8 protein-coding genes are annotated in these 13808 nt (G+C 34.2%); all 8 read left to right on the forward strand.

What is annotated here, in order from left to right; translation table 11 throughout:
- The first annotated feature begins 74 nt into the window (after window positions 1-74).
- The 8 genes from HYN56_RS12410 to gyrB all read left to right on the forward strand — a co-directional run bounded on the left by HYN56_RS12410 (window position 75) and on the right by gyrB (window position 13767).
- Complete coding sequence (locus HYN56_RS12410) at window positions 75-3089, forward strand: tetratricopeptide repeat protein (RefSeq protein WP_109192462.1); 3015 nt, start codon at window positions 75-77, stop codon at window positions 3087-3089.
- A 183-nt stretch (window positions 3090-3272) separates the two neighbouring features.
- Complete coding sequence (locus tag HYN56_RS12415; RefSeq protein WP_109192463.1) at window positions 3273-4136, forward strand: PhzF family phenazine biosynthesis protein; 864 nt, start codon at window positions 3273-3275, stop codon at window positions 4134-4136.
- A gap of 152 nt (window positions 4137-4288) precedes the next feature.
- The gene (locus HYN56_RS12420; RefSeq protein WP_109192464.1) at window positions 4289-6043 is read left to right on the forward strand and encodes a TonB-dependent receptor; all 1755 of its coding nucleotides are present in this window, start codon (window positions 4289-4291) and stop codon (window positions 6041-6043) included.
- Between the two features lie 163 nt (window positions 6044-6206).
- Window positions 6207-6737 (forward strand): GNAT family N-acetyltransferase, encoded by a 531-nt coding sequence (locus tag HYN56_RS12425; protein WP_109192465.1) that lies wholly within the window; start codon window positions 6207-6209, stop codon window positions 6735-6737.
- A 93-nt stretch (window positions 6738-6830) separates the two neighbouring features.
- Complete coding sequence (locus HYN56_RS12430) at window positions 6831-7280, forward strand: hypothetical protein (RefSeq protein ID WP_109192466.1); 450 nt, start codon at window positions 6831-6833, stop codon at window positions 7278-7280.
- 496 nt (window positions 7281-7776) lie between these two features.
- Window positions 7777-9453, forward strand: coding sequence for an asparagine synthase B (gene asnB, locus HYN56_RS12435; protein WP_109192467.1), 1677 nt, complete (start codon window positions 7777-7779; stop codon window positions 9451-9453).
- Window positions 9454-9770: 317 nt separating this feature from the next.
- Window positions 9771-11387 carry an asparagine synthase B gene (asnB, locus tag HYN56_RS12440; RefSeq protein WP_109192468.1) on the forward strand — a complete coding sequence of 539 codons (1617 nt, stop codon included), beginning with the start codon at window positions 9771-9773 and terminating at the stop codon, window positions 11385-11387.
- 439 nt (window positions 11388-11826) lie between these two features.
- Window positions 11827-13767: a DNA topoisomerase (ATP-hydrolyzing) subunit B gene (gene gyrB, locus HYN56_RS12445; RefSeq protein ID WP_109192469.1), complete on the forward strand. Its 1941-nt coding sequence runs from the start codon at window positions 11827-11829 to the stop codon at window positions 13765-13767.
- Window positions 13768-13808: the final 41 nt, after the last annotated feature.

Consider the following 13808-nt stretch of genomic DNA (forward strand, 5'->3'; position numbering starts at 1 on the left):
TTCATAATAAAACGACAAAACGTTTCGTTATAAACCGTATAAAATGATACATTTGAATACTAAATATTACTAAAATGCGTAAACTTTCCTGGTTCTTTTTATTCCAAATCATCCTTTTATCGACGACAGTTTCGGCACAAAAATCAGCTATATATACTTACGATTTAAAGGATTTTGACAAAGCACTGGCTTTATATAATGATAAACAATATGCTTCGGCACAGCTTATTTTTGAGCATGTTAAAAATACTGAAGTTACTGAAGAAGTAAGGTCAGACTGTGCGTTTTACATTGCCAATTGTGCGATAAGAACCAACAAAGCAAATGCTGATGCATTGGTTGAAAAATTCGTTAGCGATTACCCGACCAGCACCAAACAAAATCAGGCTTACATTGAAGCTGCGCAATTTTTCTTCGAGCAGGGAAATTATCCAAAAGCATTGCAATGGTTTGACAAAGTAGACGAAAGTTACATGAGTAAAGCGGAATCGGATAAATTCAACTTTATGAAAGGATACAGCTATTTTAATGCTAAAAAGAAAAAAGAAGCGACAAACTATTTTAATAAAGTGGTAAACTCTAAAGAATATGGTTCTCAGGCCAAATATTACTTAGGATTTATGGCTTATGAAGGCGACGATTATAAAGAAGCAACCAAATATTTTGATGAGGTTTCGGGCGAAGAAAAATACAAAGAGAAACTTTCGTACTATCAGGCTGACATGAACTTTAAATTAGGAAATTTTCAAAAAGCAATTGATTTAGGTCAGACAGCAATGGCTAAATCAAATGAAATGGAAAAATCGGAATTGAATAAAATCATTGGAGAAAGTTATTTCAACTTAAAACAATACGAAAAAGCGATTCCTTATTTAGAAAAATATGCAGGTAAAAAAGGAAAATGGAACAATACCGATTTTTATCAGTTAGGATATGCTTATTATGAGCAAAAAAACTATGAAAAAGCCATTTCTCAATTCAACAAAATTATAGAAGGAAAAGATTTCGTTGCACAAAATGCTTACTATCATTTAGGTTTAAGTTATTTGAATATCGGAAAAAAACAAGAAGCTTTAAATGCTTTTAAAAATGCTTCTGAAATGGATTTTAATGCACAGATTCAGGAAGATGCGGCTTTAAATTATGCTAAATTAAGTTACGATATTGGAAATGCTTATCAGGCTGTTCCTGGAATTTTATTGGATTTCCTTAAAAAATATCCAAATAATTCAAGCCGTGCAGAGGTAGAAAAATTATTGGTAGATTCATATATTTCTTCTAAAAACTACAAAGAAGCTTTAGCATTATTAGAAAAAAACAGAACTGCAGAGAATAAAGCGGCGTACCAAAAAGTATTATTTTACCGCGGAGTAGAGTTGTACAATGAATCAAATTATCAGGAAGCCGGTAAAATGTTTAAAAGCGCTATCAGCGAACAAAAAACGCCTGAATTTACAGCTCGTGCCACTTTCTGGAAAGCAGAAACAGAATATCTAAATGATGATATGCAGAATGCTTTGTTAACCTACAAGCAATTTGCAGGAATGTCTGCTGCAAAAGCTACAGACGAATACAAAAATATTAATTACAATATTGGTTATACTTACTTTAAGTTAAAAGAATACGATCAGGCGGCAAATTCTTTTCAGGCTCAGATTGATAATTCTCCTTCAGATAAAGTACGTTTAAACGATTCTTATTTGCGTTTAGGAGACTGTCGTTTTGTAACTTCAAAATATAGTGCAGCAAACGAGGCTTACGGAAAAGCAATTGCTGCAAAAGGTGTTGATGCAGATTATGCTCAATTCCAAAAAGCACTTTCTTACGGATTTATGTCTAACAATGGAAAGAAAGTCGATGAATTAAATAACTTTCTTCAGATATACAAAAAATCATCTTATCGTGATGACGCTTTGTTCGAATTAGGAAATACTTACGTTGCAGAAAAGAAAAATGATCAGGCTTTGAAAACATACGATCAGTTAATTTCAGAATTCCAAAACGGATCTTTTACTTCAAAAGCAATCTTAAAACAAGGTTTGATTTACTACAACTCAGACCGCGATCAGCAGGCTTTAACGAAATTCAAAAAAGTGGCGGCAGAGTTTCCAAAAACTCCGGAAGCTTTAGAAGCTGTTGCAACGGCAAGATTGATTTATGTTGATTCCGGAAAAGTTGACGAATATGCAACCTGGGTTCGTACTTTAGATTTTGTTGAAGTTTCAGATGCTGAATTGGATAATGATACTTATGATGCGGCTTTCAAACAATACAGTCAAAACAACAGTAAAGCTGCGATTACAGGATTTGCAGGTTATGTGAGTAAATTCCCGACTGGTTTACACGCTTTAGAAGCTAATTTTTATCTAGGACAACTTTATTATGCAGAAGGTTCTGAAACAAAATCAACATCAAATTATCAATATGTTGCAGATCAGCCAAGAAATGAATTTACAGAGCAGGCTTTAAACAGACTGGCTCAGATTTATTTAAAAGCGAAAGATTGCGACAAATCAATTCCGGTTTTAAAACGTTTGGAAAGCGAAGCAGATTATCCTCAAAATAAAACTTTCGCACAGGCAAACCTGATGAAATGTTATTATGATAAAAAAGATTATGATAACTCAGTTATTGCTGCTGATAAAGTTTTAGAAAATCCAAAATCGGATGCAGGCGTAAAAGCCGATGCGCAGATTATTGTGGCGCGTGCGGCAATTCAAACCGGAAATGAAGATAAAGCTAAAACAGCTTACGCTAAATTATTGAGTACTTCTAAAGGAGAATTAGCGGCTGAAGCTTTGTATTATGATGCTTATTTTAAAACAAAAGAAGGGAAGTATGATGCTTCGAATACAGCAGTTCAGAAATTAGCTAAAAGTTATTCTGCTTATAAATATTACGGAGCAAAAGGTTTGGTGCTAATGGCGAAAAACTTCTACGGATTAAAAGACAGTTATCAGGCAACTTATATTTTGGATAACGTAATCAACAATTTTACAGATTATCCGGATGTTGTAGAAGAAGCGAAAAAAGAATTAAGTGCTATTAAAGCTGAGGAGTCAAAAACGAATTCATCGATTAATAGATAGGAATGAAGAGAATAGAAAAAAGAATATAGAAAAAAGAATATAGAAAATAGAGAAAAGAGGTGGAATGAATCAAAGATTGGAAAGTCTATTCTCTATTTTCTGTGTTCTATTTTCTAAAAAATACAAAAATTAGAAAGTCTATTCTCTATATTCTATGTTCCGTTTTAAAAAAAAAAGAAAAAAATGAGTTTACCCTTTTATATAGTTGATGTTTTTGCAGATAAAAAATATGCCGGAAATCAATTGGCGGTTTTTTTGGATGCAGAGAAATTAAGTTCGCAGGAAATGCAGCAGATAGCTCGCGAAATTAATTTTGCAGAGAGTACATTCATCACAAAATTAGATAAAGAAAATAATAAAGCAGAGATTAGAATATTTACTCCGGCTCATGAAATGCAGTTTGCGGGACATCCGATAATTGGAACTTCTTGGGTTTTGATGAATAAGATATTCGAAAATGCTCCGTCAGAAATAAAATTAGAAGTTCCGATTGGACCAATCGCAATTCACAAAACTGAGGATTTGATTTGGTTAAAAGCAGCACAACCAAAGTTTTGGGATGTTTTTGCAAAAGAAGATTTTCCGTTTTTCAGCAACTTAACAATTGATGATTTTGATAATCAATATTTAATACAGGAAGTTACTACGGGAAGTGCATTTGTAATTGTTCCGTTAAATAGCAAAAGGGCTTTAGAAAATCTGGTTTTAGATAAAGATAAAACCGACAAATGGCTTAAACAGCATTGTAAAACCGATCATAGAGGACTGTATTTTTACAGTTTCGAAGATTCGAAGCTAGCGACGAGAATGTTATGTGTAGAAAATAATCAATTAGTTGAAGATGCTGCAACAGGAAGCGCCAGTACCTGTTTGCAGGCGTATCTTTTAAAATATCATTCTCCTGAAATTGAAGTGACAAACCATCAGGGAGATTACATGGGGCGTCCGTCTGAAATCTATTTTAAAGGGAAACTGGAAAATGATCAGTTTAATATTAAAATTGGAGGAAAAGCTCAGTTTGTAGCCAAAGGGGAGTGGGAAGCTTGATTTTTTTAATAAAGCAAAGAGAATAGAAAATAGAACAAAGAAAATAGATTTAGAATATAGAAAGAGAACAAAGAGTTTTTAGATAAGAATTAAGAAATAGCATAAGTCTATTCTCTATATTCTTTTCTCTATCCTCTTTAAAAAGAAGAAATATGAAATTAAATTGCCAGTATAAAATTATCGTTTTACTAGTATTATTTGTAGGTCAGTTTTCGATTGCGCAAGTTAAGAAAAATGAAAGTATCGGAACTGAAACTGTAAACGTTGTAAAACCGTATTCGCCGACTATTTCAGACGCTTTTAAAGTAAAAGAAAATCCTTCGCTTGACGATAGTGGAAATCAGCAGAAAGAAGTAATTAAATATAGTATTTTGTCTGTTCCTGTGGCTTCGACTTTTACGCCTTCTAAAGGAAAAGCGGAAGGAGTTGAAAAAGCTAAAAAAGAGAGATTATTTAATAATTACGCAACTTTGGGTGTTGGGAATTACAGCACTTTGAATGCGGAGTTATTTGTAAATCAGGATTTAGGAAATAATGATTATGTGGCAGGAATGTTTCGTCATCATTCTTCACAGGGCGGAATTAAAGATGTAGAGTTAAATGATGAATTTTACGACACATCAATTAATGTAGGTTATGGTCAGAATAACAGGGATAACAACTGGAATGTTGATTTAGGATATCAAAACCAAATCTACAACTGGTACGGGCTTCCGGCAGATTTTGGTTCAACAATTCCAGCACAGCGTTATGATTTAATAAACAGCATCAATCCAGATCATTCTTACAATACAATCTGGCTGGGAGGAAATGCTGAATTTACAGAAAGTATTTTTAGCAATCTTGCTGCAAAATTTACTCACTTTTCAGACAGTTATTCTTCATCAGAAAACAGATTTTTTGTAAAGCCGACTTTTACTGTTGATGTAATGGATCAGGCAATTAAAACAAATGTAATTGTAGATCATGTAAGCGGTTCTTTTAAAAACAATTATTTACAGGATAATACGGAAGCTGTCAAATACGGTTTTACAAATGTTGGAATCGAGCCAAGTTTTGTTATTCATGAAAATGACTGGACTTTAGAATTAGGAGCTGGAGTTTTCTACAGCGGAGATACGGAAAATAGTGGGAATAAATTTTATTTGTATCCAAAAGTAAATGCTTCTTATAAACTGGTTGGCGATTTAATGATTTTTTATACTGGAGTAGACGGAGGTTTAAAGCAGAATTCGTATGCTGATTTTGTGACTGAAAATCCGTTCTTGTCTCCAACTTTAAACATGCGTCCTTCAAGTACACAGTATAATGTTTTTGCAGGTTTGAAAGGAAAACTGGCAAACAATGTAAATTATAATTTGACGGGTTCTTATATGAACGAAAAAGACAAAGCTTTGTTTAGAGCAAATGATTATACAGAAGTAATTACAAATGAAGATTATGCTTTTGGAAACTCATTTGGTGTCGTGTATGAAGATATTAGAACATTACGTTTTTACGCAGAATTAAAAGCTGATTTTTCTCAAAATGTAACTTTTGGAATCAACGGAACTTTTAATAGTTACAATACTGATAACGTTGTTGAAGCATGGAATTTGCCAACCATGAAATTAAGTTCAACTTTAGACGTTAATATTACAAAGCAGTGGTATGCGGGATTAAATGTGTTTTATGTGGGAGAAAGAAAAGATATGCAATCCAATACTTCTCTTATGACAGACCCGGAAGTGATTACATTAAAAAGTTATTTTGACGCTAATGCTCATGTTGGGTATAAATTCAGCGACCGCTTAACATTTTTCTTAAAAACGAATAATATTGGAAATCAGGCTTATCAGAAATGGTTGAATTATCCGGTGCAGGGATTCCAGATTTTAGGAGGAGCAAATTATAAATTTGATTTTTAAAGGTTAACAGCCACGAAGGCACTAAGGTGCAAAGTTTTTTTGCCACAAAAGTACCAGGGCACAAAAACATTTTAAATGAAAGTGCCTTTTTTTTTCAGCCATGAACTCATGAATTTTTTGGAGTAGATTCGTGAATTCGTGGCTGTTTTTTTAATTTTATAAAATGGAAATTAAACTACGTCAGGAGAATAAAAACGATTTTGAAAGTGTTTTTCACTTGATAGAAAAAGCTTTTGAGAAAGAAGAATACAGCGATCATAAAGAGCAATTTCTGGTAGAAAGATTAAGAAAATCTGAAGCATTTATTCCGGAGTTGTCTATTGTTGCCGAAAGTGAAGGCAAAATCGTTGGACATATTTTATTTACTAAATTAAAAGTTGTAAATGATGCTGATTCATTTGAGTCGTTAGCCTTGGCACCGGTTTCAGTTTTGCCGGAGTTTCAGGGAAAAGGAATTGGGGCAAAGCTTATTCTTTATGGACATGAAATAGCAAAAGAATTAGGATGTAAATCTGTTATTTTGCTAGGACATCAGGATTATTATCCAAGATTCGGATATGAACTCTGTGAAAAATACAATATCAAAATGCCGTTTGATGTGCCGGCTGAAAATTGTATGGCAATAGCGCTGACAGAAAATGGTTTAAAAGGAATAAGCGGAGAGGTAGTTTATCCAAAAGAATTTTTCGAATAAGATTAGAAAAAAAATCACTTATCTTAGCGCCTTAGTGCCTTTGTGGCAAAACAAAAAAACTTAGCCACTTAGAATCTTAGCATCTTTAAAAAAATGACTTTCAAAGAAAAAATATACACGTACTACATACAAATGGTTCAGGACAGAATAGATGTTTTTAAAGACATGATTTCCGGCTTGACCGAAGATTCAAAAAACGACGCAAAAGGTTCTGCCGGCGACAAACATGAAACCGCTTTGTCAATGATGCATATTGAACAGGAGAAGTTGACAAACAAACTAAAAGAAGCGATTGAACAAAAAAGCATTTTAGATAAAATTGATCCGCTCAAAACTACTGAAAATATAGTTTTGGGAAGTTTGGTAAAAGCGAATGGAATTTATTTGTATGTAAGTGTTGCACTTCCTAAAATTGCAATTGACGGAATTAATGTTATTGCGCTTTCTCCGCAATCTCCTTTAGGAAATCATTTAATGGGGAATAAAACCGGATTTGAGTTTGAAATTAATAAGACGCATTATACGATTCAAAGTGTTGAGTAATCTTATTTACTAAGTCTGGAACTTTTCCAAAGTTTTAAACTTTGACAAAGTTGAATTAACCTCATTTTTTGTCATTCTGAGGAACGAAGAATCTTCGTAAGTAACTCGCCAACGTGTATCGCCAATCTTTATAGAGCTTCTCGCGAGGATTCTTCGTTCCTCAGAATGACAAGATTGAGAGTAAACTTTGCTTAAAAAATAATTCCAGAACAATTTTTTGCCTTCTCTTTACGAATTTTTCATCCATAATGAAATAACTCAAAAATTAATTCAAAAAATCATTCTAAACTTTCAATTTTAAAGCAGTTTTTGACTCTAAATTAAAATTTTTAAGTTTGAAGCTTATTTTTACTTCTAAATTTTACATTTTATATGTAAAAAGATTGTTTTGATTAATAATTGTAATTGATATTGTAGTTTGTGTTTTTCAATTGTAACTAATACTGCATCTTTGCCTTATCAAATTAAAAACTTAAAAATTAAAATATAGAATATTATGTGTGGAATTGTATGTGCCTTTGATCTTAAACAAAAAGCCGAAGCGTTAAGACCTCAAGTATTAGAAATGTCAAAAATCATTCGTCACCGCGGACCAGATTGGAGCGGAATTTACAGCAATGATAAAGCAATTCTTTCTCACGAGCGTTTGGCAATTGTAGATCCAGCTTCAGGAAAACAACCGTTATTTACAGAAGATAAAAAATTGGTTTTAGCTGCAAATGGTGAAATTTACAATCACAGAGATTTGCGTAAACAATTTGAAGGAAAATATAACTTTCAGACAGAAAGTGACTGTGAAGTGATTTTAGCGCTTTACAGAGAAAAAGGAGTTGATTTTGTTGACGAATTAAACGGAATCTTCGGATTTGCAATTTACGATGTAGATAAAGATGAGTATTTCGTAGCTCGTGACCACATGGGAATTATTCCATTATACATTGGATGGGATCAACACGGAACTTTCTACGTAGCTTCTGAATTAAAAGCATTAGAAGGATATTGTACAAAAATCGAATTATTCCCTCCAGGGCATTATTTATCAAGTAAAGATGGTGAATTTGTACAATGGTACAAAAGAGACTGGACAGAATACGATGCAGTTAAAGATAACGAAACAAGTATTCCGGAAATCAGAAAAGCACTTGAAGCAGCGGTTCACAGACAATTAATGAGTGACGTTCCTTATGGAGTTTTACTTTCAGGAGGTTTAGATTCTTCTATTACTTCAGCTGTAGCTAAAAAATTCGCTCAAAAAAGAATTGAATCAGATGATACTACAGATGCATGGTATCCGCAATTACACTCTTTCTCAGTTGGTTTGGAAGGTTCTCCGGATTTAGCTGCGGCAAGAAAAGTAGCAGATCATATTGGAACGATTCACCACGAAATCAAATTTACAATTCAGGAAGGTTTAGATGCTGTTCGTGATGTAATTTACAACTTAGAAACGTATGATGTAACTACAGTAAGAGCTTCAACTCCAATGTGGTTAATGGCGAGAGTAATCAAATCAATGGGAATCAAAATGGTTCTTTCAGGAGAAGGTGCAGATGAACTTTTTGGAGGATATTTATATTTCCACAAAGCGCCAAACGCTAAAGAATTCCACGAAGAAAACGTTCGTAAATTAGGAAAACTTCACATGTACGACTGTTTACGTGCAAACAAAAGTTTAGCGGCTTGGGGAATCGAAGGTCGTGTACCGTTCTTAGATAAAGAATTTATGGATGTGGCAATGCGTATCAACCCGCAAGATAAAATGATCAACAAAGAACATCCGATGGAAAAATGGGTTGTTCGTAAAGCTTTTGAAGATATGCTTCCGGAAAGTGTGGCGTGGAGACAAAAAGAGCAGTTTTCTGACGGAGTAGGATATAGCTGGATTGATACTTTGAAAGAAGTGGTAGCCAGAGAAGTTTCGGATGAGCAATTAGCAAATGCTAGATTTAAATTCCCATTACAGACGCCAACTTCAAAAGAAGAGTATTACTATCGTTCAATTTTTACAGAACATTTCCCAAGTGATGCAGCAGCATTATGCGTGCCTCAGGAAGCAAGTGTAGCTTGTAGTACAAAAATTGCTTTGGAGTGGGATGAAGCTTTCAAAAACATGAACGATCCATCTGGAAGAGCAGTAGCTAGTGTTCACGATGATGCTTATGTGAAAGCGTAAAACAACGAGTTTAATTTTTAGAATTAGTATATATATTGCCGAAAGACGTTCTTGCAAAAGAACGTCTTTCTTGTCTAAAATTGTTAAATTCTAGATTTCAGCTCTTTATAAAAAGTTTTTGGCAATTAGTAAGTTTACTTTTTTTATATTTGGCATTCTCCGAAATAAAATTAAATCCCCAAAGATTTTAATATGGAAAGTATTAGGAAAGCAAAAAATAATCTTTAGTTTTGCTTTTAGTGAAAATTTTTAATGATTTTTTAATGTACAGCTTACTTGAGTTTTGTACAATACAATATAATAATAAATAGAATAGTATGTCTGGATTGTTAGCCGTAATTGGTAAAGGAAAAGACCCCAAGCTTGTAAAAGAACTTTCAGAAAGAATGTCTTATCGCGGACCTGATGAAAGTGATGTTCATATTATGGAAAATGGCAGTATACTTTGTCATGAAAGTCTTTCAATCATTGATCTTAATTCTGGAAAACAACCAATTCAGGGAACAAATAAAGCCTGGATGGTTCACGACGGTGAAATTTACAATTATAAAGAACTCAAAGAAACGGTTTTAAAACACCATACTTTTAGAACAGAATCAGATTCGGAAGTAATTGTGCATCTTTATGAAGAGTTTGGTTATGATTTCTGTAACAAACTGGATGGAGATTTTGCTTTCGTTGTAATCGATGGCGATAAATATATTGCAGGCCGTGACCCAATTGGTGTGAAACCCTTATATTATGGTTTGGATGAAAGAGGACGCATTTATTTTTCTTCAGAAATGAAATCTATTGCAGATCAGTGTAAATCATTTTCTACTTTTCCTCCGGGGCATTATTATACAGCAAAAACGGGTTTTATAAAATATTACCGTCCGGAGTACGAAGATCATAAAAATGCAGATCAGCCTTTAGATCTAAATGTAGTTCGTCAGAGTTTAATTGATGCTACAAGTAAGCGTTTATTGGCTAATGTTCCTGTTGGAGTGATACTTTCGGGAGGATTGGATTCATCTTTAACTTCTGCTATTACTGCTCGTGCATTAAAAGAAAAAGGGCAGAAATTACATTCTTTCTCTATTGGTTTAGATGCGGATTCTCCGGATAATATTGTAGCGCGAAAAGCAGCTGAATTTTTAGGAACAGAACATCATGAAATTCATTTTTCTGTAGAAGAAGGAGTTCAGATTTTAGAAAAAGTAATTTATCATATCGAAACGTATGATATTATTTCAGTAAGATCAGGCGTTCCAATGTATTTGTTGTCTAAAGCTATTGCGGAACAAGGTGTTAAAGTAATTTTATCTGGAGAAGGAGCCGATGAGGTTTTTGGAGGGCATTTGTATTTTAGAAATGCACCTTCGGCAGAAGAATTTCAGGATGAAACCATAGAAAGAGTTCAGAAATTGTTTACGGCAGATTTGCTTCGTGCAGATAAAACCACAATGGCACACGGACTAGAAGTGAGATTCCCGTTTTTGGATACTACATTTTTAGATACGAATATCCGAATCAAAACAGAAGAAAAACAGCCTAAAACATACGATGGAATTGAAAAATACATTTTAAGAAAGGCCTTCGATACACCGGAAGATCCTTATCTGCCGTCAGAAGTTTTATGGCGTCAAAAAGAACAATTTTCAGATGGAGTAGGTTACAATTGGGTTGATGAATTAATCGAATATTGTGCTTCGCAGGTAACAGATGAGCAGTTAGCGGGTGCAAATGCAGAATTTCCATATAATTCACCAACAACAAAAGAAGCGTACTTATATCGTTCGATTTTTCATAAATACTATCCGCAGGTCAGTGCGGCTCAAACAGTGCGTAAATGGATACCGAAATGGCAGGAAAACCTGGATCCAAGTGGGAGAGCAAATGCTGCACACCTGAAAGGAAATTTCGAAAATGTAAAAGCTGGAGCAGCTGTTTAAATAAAATTCCAATCTTTGAAATCCCAAATTCCAATATTAGGAATGTAAATATCAAAAAGCCGAAATACATTCAAATGTAGTTTCGGCTTTTTAGTTTTATGTATTTCTTATTTGGGAATTTTAATTGACGTTTCGAGTTTGTAGTTTTTTCATTTTTGGAATTTCAAAGATTGAAATTTTTAAGCTTTCGTAATTATTTCCTGTTTTGGAATTGGGGATTTTAAAGATTGGAATTTTAAAACTTTCGCATTATTTCCAGTTTTGGAATTTGGAATTTGAAAAATTGGAATTTAAACTAAGGTTTTGGTTTTATTTTTAGGTTTTTCAGACAATTGTGTTAATAACTTAACTGCTTTAAGTGGTATTTTACTGGGTATATAGCCTGCGTTTTCATATATTTGCCTGTTAGACAATAATTACATTTATTAGAATAAATTATATGAGCGAAGAAATCAAGAAGAACAATTATTCAGCAGATAGTATTCAGGCATTAGAGGGGATGGAGCACGTAAGAATGCGTCCATCGATGTATATTGGAGATGTAGGGGTTCGAGGACTGCATCATTTAGTTTATGAGGTTGTTGATAACTCTATTGATGAGGCCATGGGAGGTCATTGTGATTCGATTAGTGTTTCAATTAATGAAGACGGCTCTGTTACAGTTGAAGATAACGGACGTGGTATCCCGGTTGATTTACATAAAAAAGAAGGAGTTTCCGCACTTGAGGTTGTAATGACTAAAATTGGTGCGGGAGGTAAGTTTGATAAAGATTCTTATAAAGTGTCCGGAGGTCTTCACGGTGTGGGGGTTTCTGTGGTAAATGCACTTTCGGTTCATATGAAATCTACTGTATTTAGAGAAGGTAAGATTTATGAGCAGGAATACGAAAGAGGAAAAGCTTTGTATCCGGTAAAACAAATTGGAGAAACAGAGAAAAGAGGGACACGCCAGACTTTCTTCCCGGATGATACTATCTTTCAGCAAACAACAGAGTTTTCTTATGATACTTTATCAGCTCGTATGCGTGAGCTTTCTTTCTTAAACAAAGGAATTACAATCACGTTTACAGATAAGAGAGAAGTTGATGATAAAGGTGAATTTAAAAGTGAAGTATTTCATTCTGATGAAGGGCTTAAAGAATATATTCGCTATTTAGATGGTAACCGTGAGCCAATCGTTTCTCATGTTATCAGTATGGATAATGACAAAGGTGAAATTCCGGTTGAGGTTGCCTTGATTTATAATACAAGTTATACAGAGAATATTTTCTCTTACGTAAATAATATCAATACTCACGAAGGAGGAACGCATTTACAGGGTTTTAGAAGTGGTTTGACAAGAACACTTAAAAAATATGCGGATGCTTCTGGTTTATTGGATAAATTAAAATTCGAAATTGCCGGAGATGACTTCCGTGAAGGATTAACAGCGATTATTTCGGTAAAAGTTTCTGAGCCTCAGTTCGAAGGTCAAACGAAAACTAAGCTTGGAAATAGAGAAGTGGTTTCTCCGGTTTCTCAGGCTGTTGGAGAAATGCTGGAGAATTATTTGGAAGAAAATCCAAATGATGCGAAGTTGATTATTCAAAAAGTAATTTTAGCGGCTCAGGCACGTCACGCAGCGAAAAAGGCGCGTGAAATGGTACAGCGTAAAACCGTTATGGGTGGCGGCGGATTACCAGGGAAATTATCTGACTGTTCAGAGCAGGATCCGGCAAGATGTGAGGTTTACTTAGTCGAGGGAGATTCGGCTGGTGGAACAGCAAAACAAGGACGTGATCGTAACTTTCAGGCGATTTTGCCATTACGTGGTAAGATTCTGAACGTTGAAAAAGCAATGCATCATAAAGTATTCGAAAACGAAGAGATCAGAAATATTTTTACAGCTTTAGGAGTAACAGTTGGAACTGCTGAAGATAGTAAGGCGTTAAATCTTGAAAAACTAAGATATCATAAGGTAATCATCATGTGTGATGCCGATGTCGATGGTAGTCACATTTCTACCTTAATATTAACGTTCTTCTTCCGTTTCATGAAAGAGCTTATTGAAGAAGGCCACGTTTACATTGCAGCACCACCTTTATACTTAGTTAAGAAAGGGAACAAAAAGGAATATGCTTGGAATGATGTACAGCGTGATCAGGCGAACGAAAGAATGGGAGGAAGTGCCAATATTCAACGTTATAAAGGTCTTGGAGAGATGAACGCGGAGCAATTATGGGAAACTACAATGGATCCAAATTTCAGAACTTTACGTCAGGTAAATATTGATAGTCTGGCAGAAGCTGACCAGGTTTTCTCTATGTTAATGGGTGATGAAGTACCGCCTCGTAGAGAGTTTATCGAGAAAAATGCAGTTTATGCAAATATTGATGCATAAAATGAAAAATTAATAATTTCAATTCGTTTAATTGTTTAAAT

Source organism: Flavobacterium crocinum, from assembly GCF_003122385.1.
Classification (GTDB): Bacteria; Bacteroidota; Bacteroidia; order Flavobacteriales; family Flavobacteriaceae; genus Flavobacterium; species Flavobacterium crocinum.